This is a genomic window from Zavarzinella sp. (assembly GCA_041399155.1).
GTDB lineage: Bacteria > Planctomycetota > Planctomycetia > Gemmatales > Gemmataceae > JAWKTI01.
Map to the genome: position 1 here is coordinate 649,626 of JAWKTI010000002.1, position 26,958 is coordinate 676,583.

Consider the following 26,958-nt stretch of genomic DNA (forward strand, 5'->3'; position numbering starts at 1 on the left):
CGAGCACCGATCATGCCATCCCGCAAGCACCACGTACTGATGATCGAAGATTCTGCCGGACAGTTTACCGCACTGTCATTGGAAGAAAATCCGCTGGCTGGGTACGGTGCCACTTATCGTGAAGCCCGCAAGGATCTGGAAAAGTATCTCGGCTGGCGACAATCACATTATCCTTGGATGGCGTTGCCAAACTTCCACAACCCAGAGTTGCAACGCTTTAAAATTGAGGTTCGGCCTGAATTTCGTGACCACAGGCGGGTTTATCCATGTCTTGCGGCGCTGCCAATCCACATTTTGTGCGTCACCGGCAAAGATGAATCTGGTCAGCAGATTGGCATTCTGCCCTTGCTGCAAACCTCGTTTACATTCCATAAACCTGGAGAAATCAAGAAGTTAGCAATTCGCTACAGCATGCAAAAACTGGCAGGCTTGCCACCTGCCGACCTGCAGAAATTTCTGTTGCCACAAAAATATGAAATCGACCAGGTTCAGGTGCGGTACAAAGAACTCGATATGCGGCACTTCCTGGCCCCACAACACCCCACACTGGATGCAATTGCCGACCCACTGGGTGAAAAATCCCGCCGTCGCATGCTGGCACGCGCGTGGGAACGCGACTTAGAATTAAAGTCCCTTACCAACAAGATATTAAAGGAAAAAGCCAGCATTCTGTTAGTGGGAGAATCGGGTGTGGGCAAGACCGCCTTGATTGCTCAGGCAGTTCAAGTCTGCGAAAACTTTTTCGCCAGCGAAGCGAAAGCTCAGGGAATGGCAAAATCGGGCCACCGATTCTGGCAGACTTCCGCAGGCCGGATTATTTCCGGGATGCGTTATCTGGGGCAGTGGGAAGCCCGCGTCGAACAATTAATCGCTGAATTGAGTGAAATCCAAGGTGTGCTGTGTGTGGAAAAGTTGCTGGAACTGGTCCGCACTGGTGGTACCGGGCCCACCGACAGCGTTGCAGCTTTTCTGATGCCATATATGGCACGTGGTGAACTACGTTTAATCGGGGAGGCCAGCCCCACCGAACTGGATGCCTGTCGTCGGCTGCTGCCGGGGTTTGCCGACATGATGCAAATCGTCAATCTGGCACCATTTCAGGCTGCCACTGCAGAACGAGTGCTGGATCAGCAGTTCACCACCGCCCAAACCAGCAACCATTTTGAACTGGATTCTGGTGTCAGCAGGCGGATAGTCCAACTGCACCAGCGATTCATGCCTTACCACGTTCTTCCGGGTGCCGCAACCCGCTTTGCCCGCGAACTGATCGACACCACTATTCAGCAATCTCGCACCAACATCAATGTGGCCAACGTGGTGGAGCGTTTTCAACAACGCACAGGATTGCCAGAGATTTTTCTGCGGGAAGACCTCACGTTAAAGGAACAATCGGTGGTGGATTATTTTGAATCGCGGGTACTGGCACAGCCCCAGGCAGTGCGGGAAGCAGCCAAAGTGATCACCACCTTCAAAGCTGGTCTCAATGACCCCCAAAGACCACTGGGGGTACTACTGTTTGTTGGTCCCACGGGTGTGGGCAAAACAGCACTGGCAGAATCGATTTCGCAATATCTGTTTGGGGCAAGGACCGATCAGCCTGCCGACCGCAAACAATCCCGCCTGATCCGACTGGATATGAGTGAATTTGGTGGTTATGATGCTGCTACCCGCCTGCTTGGCTCCCCATATGGTGAACCAGGAACACTGATCCGGCAAATTCGCCAGCAGCCATTTATGGTGGTACTGCTGGATGAAATTGAAAAAGCGTCTTCAGACATTTTTGATATTCTGCTGAGTCTCTTTGATGAAGGCCGGTTAACCGACCGCTTTGGACGGGTGACTGAATTTCGTAGTTCACTGATTATCATGACTTCCAACATTGGCGCAGACCAGTCCCGCGGTTTTGGTTTTGCCGATGTAGACGGTTTGCCGGAATCGCACTTTCGCGATCAGGTCATGCGCTATTTTCGACCAGAGTTTTACAATCGTCTTGATTCCGTGATCAGTTTTCAGCCATTACAGCCCGAAAGTATTGTGAAAATTACCCAGAGGGAACTTGGATTTGTCGAAAAGCGGGAAGGAATTGCCCAGCGGGGGTTGAAGATTAATTGGCACCCAGATGTTGTAGCGATGCTGGCAAAAAATGGGTTTGATATCCGCTATGGTGCCCGCCCCCTGCAACGGGCAATTGAAAGGGAAGTCATTTCGCCATTGGCACAATGGCTCCTGGATCACGAACATGTTTCCCAGCGAACTGTTGAGGCATTGCTGCTGAACAACCGGATTGTATTTCAATAGTGCAGACGATTAATTGAAATCGGCGACCGAATTGGATGTCAATCATAATTCGACGTTGTATTGAAGAAAGAATTCGAACGGTTGCAATTGTTGTCGAGAGAATTGAAAATAATCCTCCACAAGCATCTTACGGTTCGCAGACTATACGAAATCCGACATCAGAACGACCCATGTAGTTTATGAATGCCCGACGATCGTTGTATGTAGTGAACTGAGAGTGGTAACACCCCCCACGATAAACTCGCAGTTTTGCTTGCCGATTTGCCGTACCTGCAGGATCAACATGCACACCAGGCGGATATTCGCCGAAATAATCGGCACACCATTCTGCAACATTTCCCAGGCAATCGAATAAGCCCCACGCATTTGGTTGCAATTGCCCAGTAGGGTGGGGGTGCATGTTTGAATTTTTCGTCAGCCAGGCAATATTCAGCCATCGCTCCGGATGACTTTGGACTTCTGGCGGAAACCTGGACGCCACACCCGCCCGTGCAGCCCATTCCCACTCCGCTTCGGTGGGCAGGCGATAGGTTCGTTGTTCCACTTTCGAAAGCCAATTGCAAAACAACAACGCTTCCGAATGAGTTATGTGGACAACTGGATCATCCAGACTGGCAGGAGTGTAGCCTGGATTATCACAGTGAATCCCAGGCACAACTACCTGCTTCTCAATTGTGCTGTTTCCGGAAGTTTCTGTTCGATACCACACGCCTTTATTGATATTTTCCATGTATGTTGTTCGTTTTTCCGCCTGAATGAACTGTTGAAATTGTCTGCGTGTAATCTCACGTGTACCAATCAAGTATGGTTTTGAAATAACCACTTCCGACATCGTTTCTGGTCCAATCAGATAGCGTCCAGGTGGGATGATCACCATCTCAATACCGAATCTGTTTGTCATAGTCGGTTGAATCTGAACGTATTCTGCCCACTTTGTTTGCAATTGCTTCGCTTCATCACGAGTCATCGGCAGCACACCTGCTCCGGGTGCAGGGTGGTAAATCGAAGGCATCGGCCCACGTTCGATAGGAATAATTTCTGGATCCTGGTTTACTGAGACAACAGGTTCCTGAATTGGCCTCAATTTGCGAAATACAGCTTCTGAAGCCAGCCAGATGATCATTAATGCGACAAAACCACCCACCCAAAGTGAGGTCATTCGCATCCTATTTGGTTTTCTATTCCCAATTCGATCAATCGCTTTGATCACCTGACTGGCATCTGAAAAACGATCTTCTGGACTGTTGGCAAGCAAACTTACCAGTAGACCACGTACTTGTTCAGGAATAGAGTAAGTGCGACAGTGATGATCGAAATTAAATGCGGTATTTCTTGGATATACTTTGCCCGTTAACAGATACCAGCAGGTACAACCCAAACTGAACAGATCGGCACGCGCATCCACCGCATGGGGATTATCGCACTGTTCCGGTGCCATGTATGATTGGGTTCCCAATTGCTGATTCACCCGCGTAATTGAATCTTCCGATGTTGTACAAGGCGCTTCCGTAGCAGTGTGGTCATTAGTTGGGTCTGGTATGCCATGAATCGTTGCCAGCCCTAAATCAAGTATCTTTACCACCCCACTGGAAGTGAGCATGACATTGGATGGCTTAATATCACGATGCACCAAACCCGCTTCATGTGCATCATGCAGGCCACTGGCAATCTGACGAGCGATTTCTAATACTTTGCCTGCAGCAAATGGACCGTGTTTCTGCACCATGTCTTTCAATGTGCTGCCTACAATCAGTTCCATCGCCAGATAATACATGCCATCACATTCACCTGCATCATAAGCAGTGATTAAATTGATGTGGCGACATTTCCCTGCGGCTTGCATCTCCCTTAGAAATCTGATGGCGCATTCCGGGTGATGCATCTGACTGGGGGCAATTACTTTTACGGCACAGTGATTGGCAAGACGCAGGTGGATCGCACGATACACGACTCCCATCCCGCCTGAGCCGATCTTTTCCTGAATTTCATAATCGCGAATACGGGTTCCGCGTGGTAACTCAAATTCCGGCTTTGGGACATTCTGCCACGTAGCGAGAAGCGGGAACATCTGTTGACGCACGCCAGAAACTGTCTGAAAATCGGTTGGTAGCGGAAGCAGGAGTTGTTGAAGCAGGTGATCTTGTTGCCCGTTGAAACTGTGTAACTTCTGCACACTGGAGGCAAGTATCCAAATGACCTTCGATGAACACTATCTCGGCATCGTGCACCAATCCGCAAGAGTACTGCCGAAGAACCTCATCTTCGGGACAGGTGGTTGTCTGCATGGAATTTTTCTCATCTCTGGCAGCAATCTAGCAATGAATCCACAATCTGCATGTGCTGTTCGCTTCAATTCTACAGTATCCAGCCCATCTGAATGTCAGTTTTTATTGAAGAAAAAGAAATAAATTTCGCGTAAGATAGTTTCGTTTAAGTAGGTGTGAATCAGTTTGCACTCTCCGAATAATGCAATGATTCCGCTCAATTCTTTCAATGGAGTTATCAGATGAAAGGTATTTTATTGTTGTCTCGTTCGATGATTGTTATTTTCGCATTTGCATGCTTATTTGCAGGGGAATCCGCTGTACAAGCTCAGCCCAAGGTGCCAGTTGTTGAGCGATTCGCAGGTAAGGTACCAAAATCAACAACAACACACTGACTGTTCAAGTGGATAATGGTACCAAGACAGTCAATCTCAATGAATTTGATGAAATCACATATATTAAGCGTGGTCGTGAAGTTCCGTTTAATATTAATGATGCAGAACTCCGAAAGCTGAAAATTACCATTGAGAGGACGGTAGAAGAAGATAAAAATGGCAAAAAGAAGCGAAAACTCAAGATTACAATTTCAACCTGATCAATGAATTACTGAGATAAGATTGTCGATTTTTTGAATTAAGCAAGTTCTTCACGTAGTCTTCGCAATACCCGTGATTTGGCCTGGTAGACAGCATTGGCATTCATTCCCAGTTCTGCACCTGCATCAGCAGCACTGATCCCATCAATGGTGGTCCGCCAGAATGCTTTCCAGGTTGCCTCATTAAAATCTTCCCGAATCATTTCCAGGGTGCGGTGAATGATACCCTGATCTACTGCCTCGTTCTCCTCTTCGGGTTCTGTTTCCGGCAGCAATTGGTTCAGGTTCAGAACATGTTCTGTCAAGGCAATCTCGTGCTGATTTGCTTTTTTACGACAGTGGTCAATAATCCGGTTGCGAGTGATCGTCCAAAGCCAGGCTCGAAAACTGCCTGATTCCGTGGTGCGTTCAAAAGAGCCGATTTTTTTCCATACCGCTTGCCAAACCTCCTGCACAATGTCCTGTATACTGCTCGATTCGATGCGGGCACGCTGACCCCAATGGAAAAGTAGTGGGCTGTAAATCAGCACGATACGGTGCCACGCATTTTGATCTGCTGCCCTGACTTTTTCGATCAATGTCAATGATGTGGCATTTGATGACTGTTCGAGATTGTTCAATTTACCCCTCCCAAGTCAACCAGCACAGGAAATTTCCCGATATTCAACATACTGAAATGATAGTGCGGATAAATATGAATAATTCATCATCTTATCTTGGAGTGGAAGATTTTTTAGATGAAAATAAACTCGTTTCTGGCTGAAAATGCCAAAAAGGAGATTCCTGGTGGATTATCCCTTCTTATACACTTCTTTGGGATCGAAGATCGGTGTGCCTAGTACAACGAGTTCGTTGTCATTTAGCTGGCGATAGAAGCAACTCTGGAAGCCATCGTGGCAGGCCGCACCACCTACCTGGGTCACTTTCAACAGACTTGTGTCGGCATCGCAATCGATTAAAATCTCATGCACGTGCTGCACATTGCCACTTTCTTCGCCCTTACGCCATAAGCGGTTACGGCTACGACTAAAGTAGCACGCTCTTTGCGTGCGTACAGTTTCATCAAAGGCTTCCTGGTTCATCCAGGCCAGCATCAGCACCACACCCGTGGCCTGATCCTGGGCAATCACCGGCACTAAGCCGCCGGACTTCTGAAAATCGATCATCAGCTACTCAAATCTGTTGTTTCTACCCCACCGTGGGGAGAAAGTGAAATTATTTTAACATTTTCAGCATCGTGGCTGCCACAAACTTGTTCCCTTCGCCATTCAGGTGCACACGGTCGCTGGTCAGCACACCACGTTCTTTGTTGCCCTTATTGTTGGTTTTCAGGTGGTCGAGAAATGCCTGCCGGAGGTCGCACATGCTGGATTTGGTTTCGGTGGCCACTTTTCGGCTGATAGCAGAATATTCGTCTAGTTTGCTGTCCAGATTGTTGGTGCCATCGGTTTTTTCACCAATCACGCTGGGAGTGCAGAGAATCACTTTTGCTCCACCTTGCTGTACTTTGGCAATAATTTCTTTCAGGCCGGCTTCAAAATTCTCTTTCGACGTACCACGTGCGGGGTCTTTTTCTCCGTGCCATACATCGTTAATGCCTATGTAAATGAACACAATCGTGGGCTTTTTGCTCAAAACATCGCGTTCGAGTCGTTTTTGCAGGTCGGGCACTTTGTTGCCACTGATCCCAGCACCGATCACTTCTATTCCCAGATCGGCACGCTTTTCCTTCATTTCGGTGCGGATGATATCCACATAACCATCCTTACGGTTGCCAGCCTGGGTGATGGAATCGCCCAAAAAGACGATCCGGTCGCCTTTTTTCAGTTCCAGTGGCTCATTGCCACCCACAGGTGCCAGATTGGAAAGAGCACCGATCAATGCCAGCACCGATAATGAGAAAACTTTCATGGAGAAGTCCTGAATCTGCCAGGTGGGAACATGGCAACGGGGTTAAGACCAGACATTCAACCGCCTGGTTCGCTGAAAATTCTATGAAATGGATCGGCAAATGGGTAACAATCCCTTTGCCAGATGGGATTCCATTGAATGGCTTAATCTTAACGGATCGCCTGGTTCAATGGGCAGTTGGTGCCTGAGTTTCCCCTACCGAACGGTGTTTCACTAACCAGAACACCAGACCGATCAATCCAGCATTCACCGCGAAAAAGAACAGAAAAATGAACAAACCACCTTTATCGTAAGCTTCCCTGTGCAGCGGGTACAGTTTCTCCATCGTTGCACTGCCCAGTGCGTGCATGCGGATTGCTTCGCGGCAGACGGTCATCCCCACAAGGGTCAATGTCAGGCCAGCAGTTACAAGCGACAGGTTACTGATTCGAAGTTGTTTGCAGTTACTGATCCAGAACCAGCCAGCAAGTTGCAGAATGGTGCCAGCTACCGACAGGCCAAAATAAAGTTTTGCCAGTGGGGAAACAAACGCCATCCGTGTGGCTTCATCGGTCTTCATGTAATACCACGCCGCAGCACATGCCACCAGAAACAGGCTTGCCAATGCCCGCCTTGCCAGCTTTTCTGCGGTACCGCTCGAACGATACCAGTGTTGCCACCCCAGAACCAGAAACATCGTTGGAAAAGCCCCGACACCCCAGATCAGCAAGCGAGGCAGCAATTGAGAATCAGTATAAAGTTGTGATTTGCTGGCATAGAATTCGCCCCAATAAGCCGGGGTACGAATGCTCAACAGGTGATTTTCAGTCCAACTGTAACCGGTGAACGCGATGGTCAACACAGGGATTGACGCTACCAGTGCGGCCAATTTCCAGGATCGCTTCGCAAGCCAGCGTGATTTCAGCAGATACATGCTGTAGAAACCCGCAATTAGAACCGGCAGAATGGCCATCCAGCGATTGAACAACAATAGATTGGCGGTGTAATAATTCTGCTTGTAAAGAATCTGCAGAAACAGCAGTGGTGCCACACCCGCCGTAATCGCACCGGAAAGCATGAAAGGCAGCCATTCCTTCAAAATGGTGCTGCTGGCCCCCTTCCCTCGATCAGTGGGACGCAGATAGCCCACCAGAAGTACGATGGTGCCTGCCAGAACATAATTCATGAAAACCACGTGAATGCCCAAAGTCAACACGTAGAAGATTTCATAAAAAGCGGTGGGCCAGGGGAGGTCAAAAGGAAAGACGTTGTCCATGATTATCGATCCCCCTTGTTACGAATGCTATAAGCAGGCTGGGTGCCAGCTTCTTCTAACCATTTTTTAATTTCTGCCAACGTGGCTGGGTAATCGGCAGCTTGCCGCACCTCCGGCCAGGTTGTGGGCTTTTCTGCCTGCAACCACTCCACATAGTGCACCAGCGATTCCAGTTCTTGTGGCGTGCCCGCAAACGGAGGCATGAACGGTTTCAATTGTTGCAATTTGGCTATGTTTTGCCTTTTCATGTTGCGATCCCACGATTTGGTGAGTTCAGGCAGCGAATTCACGCCGTTTGTGGTGTGGCAGATGCTGCACTGTTGGCGGAAAACCAACGCACCCTGAATCAGATCGGGGTGGGGCTTGCCATTCTGCTGCGGCAACTGATCGGCATTTCGTAATGGAAACGGGTCGATTTCTGTCAAGCCACGTTGCCGTAATTCAGTAATCTGGTCGGGGCGAATTGCGTTGGAATAGAGCAGTTCCCGCATCGTGTACGGCTTGCGGACACCTTCGCGAACAAATTCCCCACCAGCGGTAGCGGCTAGTGCCAGCACGCAGAGGATCGTTGCGGTGGCACCGTTGACGTAGAGTTTTTGCCGAATGAGCCCGACAAGTGCGTAACCTCCGACGAGTGTCGAGGCAGCAATCGCCAGATTGAGCATTAAGGTCATCGCGATCGATCCACCCATAATCCACGATCGACTGTCGGGTGGCATGGCCGCCAGAAACCAGATCCCCAGCAATGGCATCAGCACCATGGGCGACATCAGCCAGGCTGCATGGTGCACCAGTTCTTGCCGCTGTTCGCGGGTGAAACCGGGTGCCAGATTGATCAGTACCATCGCCACCAGGGCAGCAATCACCAGTGCGGCGATGGTGCGATAGAGCAACGACGGCAAAAAGGTGGGATTAAAGAACGCATCCCACATCGAGTGGGTCTGCAGCCAGTCCCCAGGGGTTAGTTGAAACGACAGGATGCCGTTGATCCAGAACAGGCTCATCCAGGCGGCAAAGGAATACAGTACCAGCAGGGTCATGCGGGCAGAATCGGTCATTTTGTGGCCATATTTGAACGCGGCATAGCCAGCGACCACTTCCAGGCAGAAAAAGGTCCACTCAACGGCCCACAACCAGTGAAATTCATCAATCATCAGTCCAATGGTGACCGGGCTGACCTGAATACTGGTAAACCACATTCCCACGCCCGTAAGAGCACCTGCCACAAAGCTGATCAGCACGAGATAGCGGAAGTACCCATCAAGGAACACGCGGGCAGTTTTGGATCTTCCGGTCATGGCCAGCCACTGAAAAAAGCAGAGGAGCATTCCCCCACCGATGGCAAAGTGGGCCATAAAGACGTGAAAAATCCCTAGCCCACCGATGCTCAGGCCTTTCATCAGTGGGCCAAAATCATTAACAGGATACATGACCGCATCCATAGATCACTCCGGTATGTCTTTGTTGATTTTCTTATGTGTTGATGTGCCGAAGTGGCAACAAAGTGATGATTTGATGAATTCTCAGATTTAAGAAATAGATAAAAACATACAAAAATCAACATTTGCAGCAGAGATAACTGCCTACTGCTGTACACAAATGGACAGAATCACCAACAGGAAATACATTAGTTCAGTGTTTCTGTCACCCATTTGCCCCAGTGAGTGATGTCGGTGGCACCTTGCTGTTTGAGGATTGCGCCAACCTGACGCCAGTCGCTCTCGCCACCGTGTGTAAATACAGCAACAACAGTACCACCTGCTTGAAGAACTTCATTAGCTCGTTGAAAAATTGCCATATCGTCGAACAGATATTCTTCCAGCCCACGAACAAAACGAACCCACAGACCATGATGCTTGCCATCCAGGTCCAGAACTTCTGCACCTTCTTTCCCAGAAAAGATTTCAATTCGGTCCTCTGCAAAGCCTGCTTTCTGAAGCTCACTCAACAGGGCTTGCAGGTCAAAGTCAGGTTGAAAGTTACCTGTGACGCTTTTCAATGGAAGGTAAGCATAGCCGCCTTTGTGTGGGTCTTGATTAAACCGGATCATCTTCTGCCTCGCCTGTAAATTTTGCCCAACGCTACAATCAAATGATTGATCTGGGGAATTTTGTTAATTGTTTCTGAAATTACATGCACGTACCACATAGAAGGCACTGAATATCATTTCTGCGTGATTTCGTTGGTTTGTTTAGCTTTGTCTAGCCAAAAATACAAGTTGTGAGTGAAGTAATTAGAAAAATCTAATCGATTAATCAACATTTTTCAACATTAATATACTCGAGATATTTTGTAACTGCCCATTGCTGACCAGAAATGGACAGAAACGCATGAAGGAATGACGGCCATGTTGAAAGAACAGTGTAACATATCCGCGATCGGGTAAAGATTTGCGATCATTTTTCCACTTACCAGCCTTTCTCTCTTTCCAACTCCCGATTGATGCCTGATTCGATAGGCGGTACTATTGAATATTGTTTTCAGAATAGAATTGTTCTGCAGATTTGTCGTTGATAGATCGGAGTTTGTTTTTCATTGCTGACAAGAATTCGCGATCTCTGGGAAGTTCCAAGTCTGCAAAGAGTATCTCGATTGGCGAATCAGTAGCAGGGGAAAAATCTTTCACCATTGACCTGTCGCAGGCAAGTGACTTCAAAGGCATCCCACGGATTACAGAAATATCCTTTATATTCGTGCGCTGAATCATCAGATCTCTCAAAGGCATCCCTTTTAGAGCATTAAGATCTTCTACTTTGCTACAATTCAAACAAAGAAAATCGAGTTTCATTCCTTCAAGTGGGGAAACATCTGAAATCTGAGTTTCTCCCAGATTCAAGTAGGTCAGCGGCATGCCACGCAGCGGTTCCAGGCTGGTTACTGGGGAAGACCATAAGCTGAGAAACTCCAGAGGCATCCCCCGCAACTGTTCCAACGATTGGAGTTTTTGACCGTGCAATGTCAGTTGTTTCAAATTTTTCATCTGCTGAATGGGCTGTAAATCATCGACATTACCACCCTGAAGGATAAGAACTTCCAGCGGGATCTCTTGCAATGGTGACAGATCATGCACTCTGCTTGCCCAGATGGCCAGATGTTTCACATTTAACCCACGGAAACTATCCAGATTGGTAAATCCACAGAAATCATCTTTTGATGGTTCAATGGTCAATCGTTCTAACTCGGGGAATCCCTGGAGTGGGGATGCGTCATATAATTTTGACGACCGGATGTGAACTTCGACTACTTTTGCAAAACGCCCCGTTCCTTTCGTGACGATTTTCATGTGTGCAGGGCTTTTGGGATGCATCCCTGGGTTAAAATCTTCCAGTCGTTTATATACACATTCAATCTGGTCCCAAACATGATATTTGTGCACACGCGATTTCCATGCCTGAAACTCCCTCTTCCAGTAAGTATCGTGTTCTTGAAGTGCTGGAAATGGCTTCACATTACCTGTGTCTGAAATCTTATCTGGAAAATCATTGGGATCGGGAGATTCATCCTGCTTTGGTGTTTCGACAATTTGTGCAGATAATGCTGGTTGTACATCGCCCACTTGAAATGCAATCACAATTGACAACAGAACGATGATGATACAGCATGGAATCAAGTACCATAGCGACGCTTTGCTGCTTAAAGCAAATTTCGTTCGCGATGTCAACTGCAATGATTTCAAGGCATCCAGCACATCATTCGCTGTCTGAAATCTGTTTTGAGGGTCTTTTTCGTGGAGGCGCTCAACAAGTCTGACAATAAAAGTTGGTAAATCAGGATTGACTTCGCCGATACATCGAGGTCGATCTTCTGCAACACGTTTTAATATGGCTAACTGGGTGGATGCCCTGAAGGGCGGTCGACCCGAAAACAACGTGTAGAGCACGCTGCCCAGGCTGAACAGATCTGATCGATGGTCAACAGGATCTCCATTTGCCTGTTCGGGCGACATGTACATCGGTGTGCCTACCACTGCTCCGCTTTGAGTCAAACTGGCATCGTCAACTGTGCGTGCGACACCAAAATCGGTGATTTTGATTCTTTGGGTGCCTTTTTCGATCAGAATGTTTGCCGGTTTGATATCACGATGAATCAGGTCGTACTGGTGAGCCGCGTCCAGACCCGCAGCAATCTGTTGCCCAATTTCTATTCCACTGCAGATATCCAAAGGGCCTTCACGATCCAGTTTATCCTGTAATGTCTCTCCTTCGATGTACTCCATAACCATGTAAGGAGTTGGAGAATCTTCTACCGCAAAAATCTGAACGACGTTCGGATGAGACAATTTTGCTGCGCACCTGGCTTCCCGCAGGAAATATTTACGCGGGGCTGAGGTAACTGCAAGTCTGGGATCGAGCATTTTAATTGCTACCAGACGATCCAGTTTCAAATCTCTGGCCAGAACTACTGTGCCAAAGCCCCCTCTACCAATTACTCTGATGATTTGAAAGTGGGACAACTGTCCCATGCAGCCTGGTGAACCTGGCTGCAAATATCGACGAAATGGTACAAGTTCATCTGATTGTGATTGGTGCGATGAATTATCAACCGCCATCCCTACCAGCTTTGTTCGCTTATCGTCGTTTTCTTCAAACATCGTGCGAATTCCCTGCTTTCTCAGTTATGAACATTGAAACCTAGTTCAGACTTTTGTGCTGCCACAAAGAAAGTTCATGAGAAAAATCAAATTTTGTTGAGGAATGGCAGTGATCTTTCGCTGTGGCCTGAAATTTGGTGGCAAGACCATTGTTGCCATCGAACAAACGGAGTTTTGTACTCGTGTGGATCCGTATGCAATCGTTTATCTTTGCAGATGCGGTCGCGAAAACTGCTGAATGATCATTTCGAATGCGTGGTATCTTTTATCACGTAGTGAATTGATTCGTATCGCAAGATGCTGCCATTCTGGCAGTTTCACACATTTTCCACTGCCATTATCGGTAAATAAGTACACTAATTTCAGTGCAAAGAATCGCTGGTTGATACTGATTGTAACAGTAGCATCGAATAATATAGCAGAAAAACCTGCTTTGAATCGATTGGCACGATGTTTGCTAGTTTGTCATTTGTACGGTGGGTTTTGCCTGTTTCCATGGTAAGCTGCACCGGATGACAAGTTGTTTCTGTGGTACTGCCATGTGACCAGCTTGCCAAATGTCTTGTGAGAGTTTGGCGAAAATTTGCCAGTCGTATAAGATAGTATAAGGTCGATTGTTGTTGAAGCTGCTTTGCAAAGCAGGCTCGGAAGAGTCCGATCGAGCCAGTTCTCATCAACCGGTCCGCCCCACACATGCTTTTGTCGGAGTAGTCAACAATGTATGAACGTTTTACAGATCGTGCACGCAAGGTCATGCAACTGGCTAACCAGGAAGCACAGCGGTTCAATCACGAGTATATTGGAACCGAGCATATCTTGCTGGGATTGGTAAAGGAAGGTTCCGGCGTGGCCGCGAACGTCCTGAAGAACCTGGATGTCGACCTTCGAAAGATTCGCATGGAAGTGGAGAAGATTGTCCAGACTGGCCCCGGTGGGGATCAGTTGGTGCTGGGCAAGCTACCGCACACCCCACGTGCGAAGAAAGTGATCGAGTATTCCGTTGAGGAAGCTCGCACGCTGAATCACAATTACGTGGGCACCGAACATTTATTGCTGGGTTTGTTACGCGAGCAGGAAGGAGTTGCTGCTCAGGTATTGATGAATCTCGGACTCAAACTGGAAGATGTCCGGGAAGAAGTACTTAACTTGCTGGGACACAGTATGCCAGAATCGAGCGAACCAACCGGGGGTGAAGGTGGCGGCACCCGCGAACGTTCTTCACGGAACAAATCGAAAACGCCAGCCCTGGACAGCTTTGGTCGCGATCTGACCGAACTGGCACGCCAGGGGAAACTCGATCCGGTGATCGGCCGAGCCAACGAAATCGAGCGGGTGATCCAGATTCTGTCCCGTCGGCAGAAAAACAATCCTGTGTTGCTGGGCGAAGCGGGCGTGGGCAAAACAGCTATCGTCGAAGGCCTGGCACAGTTAGTGATCGATGGTGATGTGCCCGAATTGCTGCGTGACAAACGCCTGGTAATTCTGGACCTGGCCATGATGGTCGCTGGCACCAAGTACCGTGGACAGTTCGAAGAACGCATCAAAGCGGTAATGAACGAAGTTCGTCGTGCCAAAAACACGATTCTCTTCATTGACGAACTGCACACCCTTGTTGGTGCAGGTGGTGCGGAAGGGGCCATTGATGCCTCGAACGTATTGAAGCCCGCACTGGCACGTGGGGAAATCCAGTGTATTGGTGCCACCACGCTGGATGAATATCGCAAGTACATTGAAAAAGATAAAGCACTGGCACGCCGCTTCCAGGATATCATCGTCAATCCGCCATCGAAGGTTGAAGCGGTGGAAATTCTGAAGGGTCTGCGTGATCGTTACGAATCGCACCACCGCGTCCGGATTACCGATGAGGCACTGGAACATGCGGTTGAGCTTTCCGATCGGTATATCACAGGGCACTGTCTGCCAGACAAAGCGATTGATGTGATCGACGAAGCGGGTGCCCGCGTGCGTCTGAAATCGATGACCCGCCCACCGAACCTGAAAGAGATTGACGAGCAGATCGAAAAGCTCAATCAGGAAAAGGAAGAAGCGGTTTCGCAGCAGGATTTTGAAAAAGCAGCCGCACTGCGCGATCAGGCAGAACGCCACAAGAAGAAAAAAGAACAGATGACCAAGGAATGGCGCGATAAATCGCGTGAGACCGACGGCGTGGTGGATGAAGAGATCATTGCAGAAGTGGTCAGCAAGATGACCGGTGTACCGCTGAAGCGGTTGGGGGATGATGAAATCCAACGACTGTTGAAGATGGAAGACGAACTGCACACCAGCGTGGTCAGCCAGCACGAAGCGATTCAGGCACTGGCCAAGTCGGTGCGGAAGAGCCGGGCAGGGTTGAAAGATCCCAAGCGACCGATGGGGTGCTTCATTTTCGCAGGCCCCACTGGTGTTGGTAAAACCTTGCTTGCCAAAAAACTGGCCCAGTTCATGTTCGGTAACGAAGATGCCCTGGTGCAATTGGATATGAGCGAATACCAGGAGAAGCACAACGTCAGCCGACTGTGGGGTGCACCTCCAGGCTACGTGGGCTACGAAGAAGGCGGCCAGTTGACTGAGAAGATCCGTCGTCGGCCTTACTCTGTGGTGCTGCTGGACGAAATTGAAAAAGCCCACCCCGATGTATGGAACTCACTGCTGCAGATCATGGAAGAAGGTCGGTTGACTGATAGCTTTGGTCGGCACATCGACTTCAAGAACGCCATCATCATCATGACCACCAACGTGGGTGCAGATACGGTGATTGCCCAGAAGAGCCCCGGCTTTGATCGCTATGTGAAGAGCGATGCTGAGGGCGATTACAACGACATGAAGAAGAAACTGAAAGCCGAAATGGAAAAAGTATTCCGGCCAGAGTTTCTGAATCGTCTGGACGATGTGATTGTGTTCCGCAGCCTGAACAAGGAAGACCTGAAACAGATTGTGGATATGGAACTGTCGAAGGTTGCGAAACGGTTGGCAGACAAGGGCCTGACATTGAAAGTGGAAGAATCTGCCCGCGACTACCTGATTGAACGTGGCACCAACACCGAATATGGTGCGAGACCATTACGCCGTTCGATTGAGTACTATCTGGAAGACCCACTGGCAGAAGATTTGCTGCGTGGCAAGTTCCATGGCATGGATACTGTTACGGTTCGTGCTACTGGTGAAGGTGATGATGCCATCATTCTTATTGAAGGTATCAAAACTGCGGAAACCCCACCTGCGGAATCGGAAGCGGTTGCCAGCAGTTCTTCGTGATTTGAACAATTCCACGTGACAGTGGCATCCTGCCGCTGAGTTTTAGCCACCGGCTGGAACCAAGTGCCACCTTGCATCAAGCATTTGTTGTGTCCGAATTTATGACCGTTTGGTCAAAGAATTCTCAAAAGAAAATGTTTTCAAAGATGTTTTTTCAATTCCACCTGGCTCAGAATTTTCTGAAATCATAGCTAATCAGATTAATAACTCAACAATCATTCTCATCATTATAGGACCTTCCTGGTACACTGTTAGAGACGAAAAGGGGTAATTGTTGCTGACAAAACGAAAATGACTACGTTCGAGTTGAGGTTGAGCATGCCTTACATGCTTCAGCAATTGTAATACCGGTATTAACAAGTAATGTTACGATGCCTACAGAAGAGCAACTACCTGTTACACTTCATCCATTGCGGCGAAAGAACAGAGTGTCAGGACCCGGATTTTGGATCGGTTGATTACGGAGTTGCAACCTATAGGTGGCAAACCAATTTTTTGGCATGCTGATCCTCGTCGCACTTGTAGTATTACTTGTAGGCTTTGGTTGCTACCTTATGGTGAAGCTTTTCGATTCTACTGAAACTATCGATAACTTTCTGGCGGGTGAAGTTCGAATATTTTCGATCCACCCGAAGTTGAAGATGAAGTTCTGCTGGATACCGGCGGGGGAGGCGATGTTGGGTTCGCCGGAGAGCGAGAAGGAACGACATGAAAATGAGAAGGAACACCGTTTTACAACGAAAGGTTTCTGGCTTGGTAAGTATGAGGTAATGCAGGGGGAGTGGGAAGGAGTGATGGGGAATAATCCCAGTCGCTTCAGTAAGATTGGTAACGGTAAATCAACGGTTGCCGGTCTGAACACAAGTCGTTTTCCAGTAGAGAACGTGAGTTGGAATGACTGTCAAGAGTTTTTGAAAAAATGCAATTTACAGGGTTACGCGATCCGATTGCCGCATGAGGATGAGTGGGAGTATGCGTATCGTGGCGGGAAAGGTAACAAGCAGGCGTTTTACTGGGGAAACGAATTGAAAGGAGATAAAGCGAACTCTATTGGTGAAATTCCTTACGGAACGGAGGATACTGGGGCCTTTTTGCAACGACCAAGCGATGTGGGGAGTTATGAGACGGTTGCACCGCATCCATGGGGGTTGTGCGATATGAGCGGGAACGTCTGGGAATGGTGCGACAACTTTTACGAAGATGGTGCAGTTCTGGTTATGCGCGGTGGGTGCTGGCGCAACATCGGCGGGGACTGTCGTGGTGCGAGACGGCACAGTCAATCATCCGATAACCGGGGCCACGGCCTGGGCTTTCGTGTTGCCTTAATTCCGTTAAGCAAGTAACGCAACGGAGTGAGGCAAGGAGCAAGCGAAGCCACCGCAAATGTTCGAAATATTTCAAAAATTGCTTCGATCCGCTTTAAAGCCAGTTGTAAAATAGACATTAACATGCTTTCAATGAGTCCATAAATGAGTGAGTTACCCATCTCGATTGAACTTGAACAGGAAGTTGACGGCCGTTGGATTGCCGAAGTTCCATTATTGCCTGGTGTCGTTGTGTATGGAAAGACAATTGTAGAAGCGGAAGCTGCAGTGCGTGCCTTGGCTCTACGGGTACTAGCAGATCGTGTCGAACATGGGGAGCCAGTGCCAGATTCCGTTGCTGAACTGTTTGCCGTTCAGTCATGAGCTGGTCTTCGACAAAGGCTCGTCTGGTTTTAGCCGCACTATTGCGTATTGGCTGGCGTATAAAAAGACAATCAGGCTCACATCGTACATTAGCCCGAGTTGGATGGCCAGATTATGTGTTTGCATTTCACGATAATGAAGAAATCGGGCCCAGAATGTTGTCTAAGATAGGTAAAAAGACTGGCTTAACTCCCGGGGATTTGTGATCCTTGCAACAAGTGGGCGTTGGGTGCAACTGGGTTAATATTAACAAGCCATTCAGGAATATTTCGGGAATCGACCATGAAGACCCGCCTGGCGCCTTCACCAACAGGGGCCCAACATATGGGAAACGCACGCACCTATCTGATCAACTGGTTGTTTGCGCGCCAGCAACACGCAGAAGTGTGCCTGCGGATCGAAGATATCGACTCCCCACGGGTGAAGCAGGGTGCGGCGGCAGGCATTCTGGAAGATTTCCAGTGGTTGGGGCTGGATTGGGATGGCACCCCCACCATCCAATCGCAACGAATAGAGCTTTATCAGGACTATTTTCGGCAATTACAGCAGAAAGAACTGGTTTATCCCTGCACCTGCAGTCGAACCGATATTGCTCAGGCGGCCAGTGCCCCGCACCTGGAAAATGAAGGGCCTGTCTATCCGGGAACCTGTCAGCACCGCACGGTGGCGGATGCCAAAAACCTGCAGCAGCCGTTTGCGTGGCGATTTCGTGTCGCCCACTCTCCCGTGGTGCACGATCGCTTTGTGGGCGATTACCCCTCCAACATCTCCCAGGTGGGGGGCGATTTCGTTGTCTGGAAGGCCGATGGCACCCCTGCCTACCAGCTGGCGGTGGTGGTCGACGACATCACGATGAACATCACTGATGTCGTCCGTGGTGATGACCTACTGATTTCCACGGGCAGGCAACTGCTGCTGTACGAGGCATTTCAATCCCCACCTCCCAGGTGGTATCATGTGCCACTGGTCATCGGGCCGGATGGCAGGCGACTGGCAAAACGGCATGGCGATACCCGACTTTCCGCACTACGTGCTGCCCAAGTATCAGTAGAAAAATTTCTCGGTTACCTCGCCTGGAGCTGTGGCTGGCTACCAGAAATTAATGGGATTTCATTAATTGATTTGCTCCCACGTTTTTCCTGGCACACGATTCCCAGGATGGCATGGATCTGCCAGCCAGATGATCTTGCCAAAATTGGTTATTCCGCGGGAGTATCGTAAAATAAGAAGATGCGAATTCTCTTACTCTCTGATATTCACGCCAACTGGGCGGCGTTACGCACGATCCAGGAACCATACGACATCTGCCTGTTTTTAGGCGATCTGGTGGAGTATGGCCTGAATCCCGTGCCCTGTATCGACTGGGCCATGAAAAACGCCCACTATGCGGTGCGTGGTAACCACGATCATGGCTGTGCCCAGGCGGTGGAATTCACTGCGAATGCAGGTTTTCGCTATTTGACGACGCTCACCCGTCCGTTAAATGCCCAGCAACTTACCGAAAAACACCGCCGTTACCTGGCAACTCTTCCCACCACAAGGTGGGTAACGATTGCGGGCAAAACCTTCCTGCTGGTACATGCGAACCCCCACGATCCGATGGACGAGTACGCACCCGCAGATGTGGATTTCTGGAAAAAACGGCTGGAAGGGATTGATGCCGACTATGTTTGTGTGGGGCACACCCACATGCAGTACACGTTGCGGGTAGGCCGCACCACCATTGTCAATCCGGGCAGTGTCGGCTTGCCACGTGATGGAGACCCACGTGGGGGTTATGCCATCATGACACCCGATGAAATTATCCATCGTCGCTTTGAATATCCCATTGAAGAAGCGATTGCGTGTGTTGAACAGTCCAGCCTGAACCCCACCGCGAAGCAGATGCTTTCAGATGTTTACCGCACTGGCCGGTTGGTGCGGCGGATTGAAAGTGCCAACGGAACGCCCGATTCGCATATCACAGGTGCCGAACATGAGTGAACCACGATTTCTGGAAGAAGTGGAACTGCATGGCCACATTCTGGATTCCCTGATCCTGCCGAAGGTGCTGGATACCATCCTCACCCGTGGTGGCAGTTACATCATCAAAGATATCCGAATCGGCCAGCGTGGGGCCGATCCCAGCCATTGCACGATTGAAGTTTCCGCCCACAGTCAGGCACGGCTGGAAGAAATCCTGGATATGATCCATGATCACGGTGCGATTCCAGTGCATCCGGCCGATTGTGAATACAAGCCCGCCGATCTGGATGGTTGCTTTCCAGAAGATTTTTACTGTACGTCCAACTTCCGCACGCAGGTCCGCATTGCTCGCCAGTGGGTGGAAGTGCAGCAGCAAGAAATGGATTGTGGCCTGGTGCTCGACCCCACGCACCTGACGGCACGGTGCATCGCCATGACTGATGTGAAAAAAGGCGACCTGATTGCTGTGGGCTGGCGTGGGATTCGCGTTTTTCCTGAACAACTGGAAGAACGGAAGGAATTGTTTGAATTCATGTCGTCGGCGGTATCCAGCGAGAAGCCCAAAGGTGCTACCGTCCGTGAAATCGCTGCCACCTTAAAGCGGGCGAAACAGGCAAATGAGAAAATTCTCACTGTTTTGGGCCCCGCAGTGGTGCACACGGGTGGTAGTGAATGGATTAGCTGGCTCATTCGAGAAGGTTACCTGCAGGTGATGTTTGCCGGGAACGCCCTGGCCACCCACGATATGGAACAGGCGTTTTATGGCACCAGCCTGGGGGTATCACTGGAAGAAGGTTTACCCGCGGAAGAAGGGCACGAGCACCACCTGCGGACGATTAATCGCATTCGCCGATATGGTGGAATACGCCAGGTGGTGGAAGCGGGCATCCTGAAAAGTGGCATCATGTACGAATGCATTCAGCACCAGATTCCGTTTGTGCTGGCGGGCAGTATCCGCGACGATGGCCCTCTGCCGGAAGTGATTACCGATGTGCTTGCTGCCCAGCGGGCAATGCGAGAATTACTGCCCGGGGTGGGTGTTTGCTTGATGATTGCCAGCACGCTGCATTCGATTGCAGTGGGCAATCTGCTGCCCGCCTGGGTGAAAGTAGCGTGTGTCGACATTAACCCATCTACCGTTACCAAGTTGATGGATCGGGGCAGTCGCCAGACGATCGGCATTGTCAGCGATGCGGAACCTTTCCTCCGTGGGCTGGTAGATGAATTGAAGAAGTGAAATCACCCGATTTTTGATTCTGTTCCACTGCTGAACCATGGCCAAATTGCAATTATCAGAACCTTTCTCCGTACCACGATATCTAAAAAGTTGTTTCTCAATGTTTTGTAGCGGGAGGACGCTGTGGCTAGCACATTGCGGTTTTCGACCAATCTGAACTGTCAGAAGTGCGTTGCATCGGTAACTCCCCACCTGGATGGTGCACCGGAAATCGAACGTTGGGAAGTGGATACATCGACACCACAGAAAATCCTGACGGTGCATGGCACCCACGTGGGGCAGGGGAAAGTCGAAGAACTGGTCGCTAAAGCTGGCTTTCGTGTGCTGGAACAACTCGATCCGGATCCAACGCAACTGCCTGCAGGTCAGCAGGTTACGACCGAACTCCCCAAAAAATCGCTGAAGGTCTACTACCCACTGATTCTCGTGGCGATCTATCTGATCATTGCCACCGTGGGCTATGAAATTTCTACTGCCACGTGGGACAGCATGCGTGCCATGCGCCACTTTATGGCAGGATTCTTCATAGTATTCTCATTTTTTAAGCTGTTGAATCTTCGTTCGTTCGTAGATTCCTACCAGGGATACGATCTGCTTGCCAAACAAAGCCGTGCCTATGGTTACCTGTATCCGTTTTTGGAACTGGGATTGGGAATCGCCTATCTGACGAATGTGGCACCAATCGCTACTAATGTGATCACTTTAGTAGTGATGTTGTTAGGCATGGTGGGTATTGTTCAGGTTCTGCGCCACCGGCAAACGATCCAGTGTGCCTGCCTGGGCACCGTTTTTCAACTGCCCATGTCCACAGTAACGCTGGTAGAAAACGGCCTGATGGTGCTGATGGCCGCCGGGATGTTGCTGAGTTTCGTGAGTTTCTCTCAATTTTGATTCGATTCGAATAATTAGAAGGCATCGTTCACAAACTTCTTGAACGTTAAACCAAAATCAGATTGAAAATCGGTGTTTACAGATTTGGTGAGTTATGTTAAGCTGGTCAGAATGTTCAACCTAGGCAAGTCGACCAACCTTTGGAGATCAAGGATGATCCGACCGAACATTACTAAATGGAATCAAACCACCGATGATTTGCGTCGCCTGGCTCTGGAATCCGAGCATCCTCGTACTCGGGAGCGGTTTATGGCTTTGTACCAAATTGCTCTTGGTCACACTAACGCGACTGCTTATGCCGCAGAAATTGGACGTTGCGACGATATGTTGTTGAACTGGGTTCATAAATATAACAACCATGGACCTGACGCCTTGATTTATCGGGTACTGGCGGCCGTGTCCCCCTTTTGTCCAGTCGCAGATAGAGCAGATCGTTGATGCCGTTCTGAAAAGCGATCCGGTAGATCACCAATTGCCAGGCCACGGATGGACGATCAGGAAGTTGTGCAATTGGATCGGTTGTCAATTCCAGCGGTATGTATCTCGGAATACCGTGCGGCGGATCCTGCACTTAGCGGGATTGAGCTGGAAGAAATGCAAGAAACTGTTCGGCAAAGGGGACCCTGAAAAGCGGGCCGAATACCTGAAACAGTTCGCGGACATGTACCAGCAAATGTGTCGCGGTGATATCGTGATCATTTATATTGATGAATCCCATTTTCATCGTGATATGGACTTGGGCTATACTTGGTGGCGCAAGGGAGAATCGGCTTGGCAAGTGAGTGATTGCCCTCCGCTGTCCGATCGCATCAACTGGTATGGTGCTTACAATTTCAGTGCCGGTGCATGTTTGATCTGGAACGAAGGCAAATGCAACAAGGAAAACACGGCTGAATTTTTGCACCGAGTGAACGATTGGGTAGAAAGACAAGGTCGACGTGTTGTGGTAATTTGGGATGGAGCACCTTGGCACAAGGCGAAGTTCGTTCGAACCAAAGCCAGCGAGTTGGACATCGAAATAGTAGTTTTGCCCAGTTATAGTCCCGATTTCAATCCCATTGAAGGGTTATGGAAATGGATGCGTGAAGAGGTCACGCAACATTGTTGTTTTGCAACCTTGCGTGACTTGTTCGACGCTTGCAAAGGATTCATCGATACATTGAATGAAACTCCGGATGAAATAATTAAAAGACTGTGGCCAAGATTTGAAGTCGATCCTCAAGCGGAAAAACTCCGATTTTCAATCTGATTTTGGTTTAGTTACTCCATTTTGATGATTTCTTGATATCCATTCCAGATAACGTGGAGAATTTCGAGTTCGACGATCACAACAGATTTGGGATCTACATTCTTGAGCATTATGACTCCTTCCTTATTACCAAGTTGTACGATGATTTTTTCAGTCGGGTCTGGTAATAGGTCGCCTGAAGCGTTGAGATATCGAAGCTCTGCATACAAAGCTTGCAGGGTATGATTCTGCAGATTGACTTTATGTTTAAGTAAACGGACAAGAATTTCTTCGAGGTCTTCATGAAGTTCGTCTATTTTCCAGCTAAGGTTCAACGCAATTGCACCTTTCTTGGTAGTTGATTTTGTAAGATCAAAACTGATCGGCATCGGGTGCCCACCGATGAATGTAGTTTGATCATCACCTTGATACACGGTTCCCATTGGTGGAGTTTCTTTCAATGGTGCAATCAATTTCGGCTTTTGCCAGATGATTGATTCAAGCTTCACCTTACCAGCAATTGGCATGCCTTTACCTGCAAATGCAGCGATTTGCTGTTTATCCTCGAAGATAATTTTTCCAGACACACTTTCTTTTGATACGTTCACAGTCGTGTAGTACCAGACTTCACCCTTGTCCGTGGTATATTCCAGTAAAAGATTGATCGATTGAATATGTTCTTCATCGAGTTCGGGCCTTTTCATTTGAAGCTGTTGCCAAATCGCTTCATTAAATTCTTCTTCCGTGCCTGTTTTTATCCACTCAACCGAAACAACGTAAAAGTCACCATCCAATTCGCCATGAACATCCTCTATTTGGATGGGGCCGAATTTCATCGGAAGAAAATCCGGAGTTACTGCGACTATTTTTGTATTCGAATCACGAAATGCTTTGATCCTTAAGCCTGCAGGTGATTTTGCTGGAACCGCTCCACACTGGAATCCACCACACCCAAGCATTCCAGCTGTCAAAACAAGAAACAGCAAAGAATTGAACTTTTGGAGCTGATTTCGCTTTTCTGTAGTTTCACTTTTGTTACGACGCATGGGAAACTCTTCTGCAGAATGATCCTGCAATTGTTACATGCCACGAACGGTCTCAGTAGCTTCAAGATTCTGTGATCTATCATCCACTGGAACAATAACAGAAATTTATTTTAGCCATAAAGCTGGATTGATACTACTTCAAAGTTTCTATTCTCAAATTGCAAACAACAACTGACTAATCACCCAGGTGCTGGATTTTGCCCAAGCCACCTTCAATCAGGTGATGCAGCGGACTGGTGGGGCTGATGGTACGTTCCGACTGGCAGAACACGATGAGAATGAAGGTTTTGCCCACCAGTTTGCGGATCTGGATGACCTCATTCAGCGAGAAGTCGTCGCCGTCTGTTAACAGGACCAGCAAATCGGGGCGAAAGATGAACCCTGCCTGCACACCCGCCAGGTGGTTGCTGCTCCCTTCTGGTTCTTTCTGTGCTAATTCAAGACACAAGTTATGGATCTGCAAGTGGTTAGGGGAAATCAGGCTATTGCCCCAGCGGGTTGCCGTTTTACCGTAGGTAACCACTTGAAAACGACTTTCCCCACCCAACTGGTTCAGTGAAGTGCGCATCGAAGCAATCGCACGTGGGTAGGCACGGTTCAATGCCATACTAGATGATGAGTCTAATATATATACAACTGTTTTTCCGTTTTTCAGCTTGGGATGCACCGCAGGTGCGTCTGTTGGTGCACCTGGACTGGGGTTTTCTTTGGGTGCGGGCTCCACTTCATTAGGAATGTTTGGGATTTCGACCCCAGGAAGTTGGTTAAGCGGCACCATTTGTGAGGGAATTTTCACAATTTCCTGGTGGTGCACAGGTTTGATTTGTGTCTTGGGTTCAACCTGAACCGTATTCTGTACCTGGTAAACATCAACTTCCAGCACATTTGGGTTGTTTTCTGTGAAATTGCTGCCGAACGACTCTGTGGATTTCCCCCAGGGAAGCAACCAGCCTGAAAATGTGAAGATTGCATGAAGGAAAAGTGAGCCGAAAATCGCCAGTAGCAGATGTTTTCGCCGCACTGGACACCACTGGTACATGAGTTTGTCTCCCACGATGGGTGCAATACTCGATACCAGCAATTTTGACAAGTGCGGTTCGAAAAGCCTGAAAACTAATTTCGAAAGGTTGAATTCCCTGTTTTTCGCAGATATCGCAAGCCCTGGTAGAACTCCATCCGGGTATTCCAGTAAATTTCCTGTGCCCACGCGGGCCGTTTTTCATTCTGAAACCAAGCCAGATGGGCTAATGCATAGCCATACATCGATTCGGTCATGTATTCTGGCTTTTTCGCATTGGTGTCCGGCCAGTATGTGGCAATGCTTTCCACACTTCTGGGGACATTTGCCAGAAAAATACCCAATCCCAGAAATACCACTGTCAGATCGGTCAGAAGTTCATTGTCGTAAGCATCACCATCATAGCGGCCTTCACCCAACAACCGCACGTGGGCTAATTCGTGGGCAATGGTGCCCACCATAACCATGGGATTTTCCAGTTGTTGCACATCAAGCCGAATTTGGAACTGATCATCCCCTTCTGAATAACTACCAACCATCGCTGGGAGATAATCACCTGAATCATTCACGAGATAAACGTGGTTGGTAGTATCAAAAAAATCCAGTTCGATCAGTTCAGGCTGCACATCCATGTAGCCGCACACCTGAAGAAATAGTTTTTCTGCACCACGTTTGGTCTTTTCAATCGGTACAGGAAAAAACTCTTTTGTAGGTAATATCAACTTGCGACCGTTGAAGATATTGTCATCAAATTCACCCCACAGCCAGTGCAGCCGATCTTCCAGCCAGTCTTTTTCGTGTGGCGTGCACGGACATCTTGGTGGGAACAACCAATCAAACATGAAAAACCTCTTTGATCACTCAGCTAATATTGGAAGCTCGAATCGCCATAATTTCTCAAGAATCGTACGCCATTAAACAGTTCGATACGCGCATTCCAATAAAGTGTCTGTGCCCACGTGGGCTGCGTTTCATTTTGAAACCAGGCAAGATGGGCCAATGCATAGCCAAACATGGAATCAGTCATGTGTTCGGTTTTTAAGACCCTGGTACCAGGCCAGCAGGTAGGTGTCCCGGCCCAGGGTCTGGTGACATTTGCCAGCGGAATACCCACACCCAGAAAGACTACCGTCAGGTCGGCCAGCATTTCATAGTCGAACCTATCAGCATCACAGCGGCCATCTCCCAGTAACCGCACATTGGCTAATTCGCGAGCCATTGAGCCCACCATTTCCATCGGATTATCCAGTTGTTTCAGATCAAGGCGGATTTGATATCTTCCATTCACATCTGAAAAACTGCCTGTCACCGCGGGGAGATCTTGGCCATTGTCATTTACAAAGTAAACGTAATTGCTGGTATCAACAAAATCCAGATCAATTAATTCAGGTTGAACATCCATGTAACCGCACACCTGTTGAAAGAGCTTTTCCGCACCACGTTCCGTTCGTTCAATCGGGTCTGGAAAAAACTCCATTGTGGGTAGAATCAACGTCCGGCCGTTGAAAATATTATCATCAAACTCATCGCACAGCCAATTCAGACGGTCTTCCACCCACATTTTCTGGAACGGATTGCACGGGCATTTTGATGGGAGTAGCCAATTAAACAGTGGCAACATCGGTGATCTCTGGGCAAGGAATCATTTTCTGTATTCTACTCCCGACATCGGTAACGGCTATTGATGAATCCAGATCAAAAATTCGTGATATCACT

Annotated in this window: 25 protein-coding genes; 13 read left to right on the plus strand and 12 right to left on the minus strand. The window is 48.7% G+C overall.

What is annotated here, in order from left to right; translation table 11 throughout:
* Positions 1–12 precede the first annotated feature (12 nt).
* Entirely contained in the window at positions 13–2,298 is a 2,286-nt protein-coding gene (locus R3B84_12680; protein ID MEZ6141419.1) for an AAA family ATPase, read from the plus strand.
* A 127-nt stretch (positions 2,299–2,425) separates the two neighbouring features.
* On the opposite strand, the gene R3B84_12685 is transcribed toward R3B84_12680, so the two are convergent.
* Positions 2,426–4,471, minus strand: a complete 2,046-nt coding sequence (locus R3B84_12685) for a bifunctional serine/threonine-protein kinase/formylglycine-generating enzyme family protein (GenBank protein MEZ6141420.1) — start codon at positions 4,469–4,471, stop codon at positions 2,426–2,428.
* Between the two features lie 333 nt (positions 4,472–4,804).
* On the opposite strand from R3B84_12685, the gene R3B84_12690 reads away from it, so the two are divergent.
* Together R3B84_12690 and R3B84_12695 are read left to right on the plus strand one after the other, a co-directional pair.
* A complete protein-coding gene (locus R3B84_12690) occupies positions 4,805–4,957 on the plus strand; it encodes a hypothetical protein (GenBank protein MEZ6141421.1) in 153 nt (50 codons plus the stop codon).
* 8 nt (positions 4,958–4,965) lie between these two features.
* The gene (locus R3B84_12695; GenBank protein MEZ6141422.1) at positions 4,966–5,157 is read left to right on the plus strand and encodes a hypothetical protein; all 192 of its coding nucleotides are present in this window, start codon (positions 4,966–4,968) and stop codon (positions 5,155–5,157) included.
* A gap of 38 nt (positions 5,158–5,195) precedes the next feature.
* On the opposite strand, the gene R3B84_12700 is transcribed toward R3B84_12695, so the two are convergent.
* From R3B84_12700 to R3B84_12730, 7 genes are all read right to left on the minus strand, one after another.
* Complete coding sequence (locus R3B84_12700; protein MEZ6141423.1) at positions 5,196–5,777, minus strand: sigma-70 family RNA polymerase sigma factor; 582 nt, start codon at positions 5,775–5,777, stop codon at positions 5,196–5,198.
* Positions 5,778–5,948: 171 nt separating this feature from the next.
* Positions 5,949–6,323: a phosphoribosyl-AMP cyclohydrolase gene (hisI, locus tag R3B84_12705; protein MEZ6141424.1), complete on the minus strand. Its 375-nt coding sequence runs from the start codon at positions 6,321–6,323 to the stop codon at positions 5,949–5,951.
* 49 nt (positions 6,324–6,372) lie between these two features.
* Positions 6,373–7,068, minus strand: coding sequence for an SGNH/GDSL hydrolase family protein (locus R3B84_12710; GenBank protein ID MEZ6141425.1), 696 nt, complete (start codon positions 7,066–7,068; stop codon positions 6,373–6,375).
* 166 nt (positions 7,069–7,234) lie between these two features.
* Entirely contained in the window at positions 7,235–8,323 is a 1,089-nt protein-coding gene (locus tag R3B84_12715) for a hypothetical protein (GenBank protein MEZ6141426.1), read from the minus strand.
* A gap of 2 nt (positions 8,324–8,325) precedes the next feature.
* Positions 8,326–9,765: a cytochrome c gene (locus R3B84_12720; GenBank protein ID MEZ6141427.1), complete on the minus strand. Its 1,440-nt coding sequence runs from the start codon at positions 9,763–9,765 to the stop codon at positions 8,326–8,328.
* A gap of 185 nt (positions 9,766–9,950) precedes the next feature.
* Positions 9,951–10,373 (minus strand): hypothetical protein, encoded by a 423-nt coding sequence (locus tag R3B84_12725; protein ID MEZ6141428.1) that lies wholly within the window; start codon positions 10,371–10,373, stop codon positions 9,951–9,953.
* Positions 10,374–10,787: 414 nt separating this feature from the next.
* Positions 10,788–12,914: a protein kinase gene (locus R3B84_12730; protein MEZ6141429.1), complete on the minus strand. Its 2,127-nt coding sequence runs from the start codon at positions 12,912–12,914 to the stop codon at positions 10,788–10,790.
* Positions 12,915–13,631: 717 nt separating this feature from the next.
* On the opposite strand from R3B84_12730, the gene R3B84_12735 reads away from it, so the two are divergent.
* From R3B84_12735 to R3B84_12780, 10 genes are all read left to right on the plus strand, one after another.
* Positions 13,632–16,169, plus strand: a complete 2,538-nt coding sequence (locus R3B84_12735) for an ATP-dependent Clp protease ATP-binding subunit (protein ID MEZ6141430.1) — start codon at positions 13,632–13,634, stop codon at positions 16,167–16,169.
* A 554-nt stretch (positions 16,170–16,723) separates the two neighbouring features.
* On the plus strand, positions 16,724–17,512 hold the full coding sequence (locus tag R3B84_12740) for a formylglycine-generating enzyme family protein (GenBank protein ID MEZ6141431.1): 789 nt from the start codon (positions 16,724–16,726) through the stop codon (positions 17,510–17,512).
* Positions 17,513–17,638: 126 nt separating this feature from the next.
* Positions 17,639–17,857, plus strand: coding sequence for a type II toxin-antitoxin system HicB family antitoxin (locus R3B84_12745; GenBank protein ID MEZ6141432.1), 219 nt, complete (start codon positions 17,639–17,641; stop codon positions 17,855–17,857).
* Positions 17,854–18,063 carry a type II toxin-antitoxin system HicA family toxin gene (locus tag R3B84_12750; GenBank protein ID MEZ6141433.1) on the plus strand — a complete coding sequence of 70 codons (210 nt, stop codon included), beginning with the start codon at positions 17,854–17,856 and terminating at the stop codon, positions 18,061–18,063. The genes R3B84_12745 and R3B84_12750 overlap by 4 nt, the downstream gene beginning before the upstream one ends.
* 76 nt (positions 18,064–18,139) lie before the next feature.
* Positions 18,140–19,078: a tRNA glutamyl-Q(34) synthetase GluQRS gene (gene gluQRS / locus R3B84_12755; GenBank protein MEZ6141434.1), complete on the plus strand. Its 939-nt coding sequence runs from the start codon at positions 18,140–18,142 to the stop codon at positions 19,076–19,078.
* Between the two features lie 9 nt (positions 19,079–19,087).
* Positions 19,088–19,840 carry a metallophosphoesterase family protein gene (locus R3B84_12760; GenBank protein MEZ6141435.1) on the plus strand — a complete coding sequence of 251 codons (753 nt, stop codon included), beginning with the start codon at positions 19,088–19,090 and terminating at the stop codon, positions 19,838–19,840.
* Positions 19,833–21,059: a TIGR00300 family protein gene (locus R3B84_12765; GenBank protein MEZ6141436.1), complete on the plus strand. Its 1,227-nt coding sequence runs from the start codon at positions 19,833–19,835 to the stop codon at positions 21,057–21,059. The genes R3B84_12760 and R3B84_12765 overlap by 8 nt, the downstream gene beginning before the upstream one ends.
* A 123-nt stretch (positions 21,060–21,182) precedes the next feature.
* Positions 21,183–21,950 carry a copper chaperone gene (locus R3B84_12770; protein MEZ6141437.1) on the plus strand — a complete coding sequence of 256 codons (768 nt, stop codon included), beginning with the start codon at positions 21,183–21,185 and terminating at the stop codon, positions 21,948–21,950.
* 153 nt (positions 21,951–22,103) lie between these two features.
* Positions 22,104–22,388, plus strand: coding sequence for a helix-turn-helix domain-containing protein (locus tag R3B84_12775; protein MEZ6141438.1), 285 nt, complete (start codon positions 22,104–22,106; stop codon positions 22,386–22,388).
* A 34-nt stretch (positions 22,389–22,422) separates the two neighbouring features.
* Entirely contained in the window at positions 22,423–23,199 is a 777-nt protein-coding gene (locus R3B84_12780; GenBank protein MEZ6141439.1) for an IS630 family transposase, read from the plus strand.
* A gap of 11 nt (positions 23,200–23,210) precedes the next feature.
* Here R3B84_12780 and R3B84_12785 read toward each other — a convergent pair whose 3' ends face one another.
* The 4 genes from R3B84_12785 to R3B84_12800 all read right to left on the minus strand — a co-directional run bounded on the left by R3B84_12785 (position 23,211) and on the right by R3B84_12800 (position 26,863).
* On the minus strand, positions 23,211–24,224 hold the full coding sequence (locus tag R3B84_12785; protein ID MEZ6141440.1) for a hypothetical protein: 1,014 nt from the start codon (positions 24,222–24,224) through the stop codon (positions 23,211–23,213).
* 175 nt (positions 24,225–24,399) lie between these two features.
* Positions 24,400–25,263: a vWA domain-containing protein gene (locus tag R3B84_12790; protein MEZ6141441.1), complete on the minus strand. Its 864-nt coding sequence runs from the start codon at positions 25,261–25,263 to the stop codon at positions 24,400–24,402.
* Positions 25,264–25,337: 74 nt separating this feature from the next.
* The gene (locus R3B84_12795; protein MEZ6141442.1) at positions 25,338–26,084 is read right to left on the minus strand and encodes a hypothetical protein; all 747 of its coding nucleotides are present in this window, start codon (positions 26,082–26,084) and stop codon (positions 25,338–25,340) included.
* Positions 26,085–26,107: 23 nt separating this feature from the next.
* The gene (locus tag R3B84_12800) at positions 26,108–26,863 is read right to left on the minus strand and encodes a hypothetical protein (protein MEZ6141443.1); all 756 of its coding nucleotides are present in this window, start codon (positions 26,861–26,863) and stop codon (positions 26,108–26,110) included.
* Between the last annotated feature and the right edge of the window lie 95 nt (positions 26,864–26,958).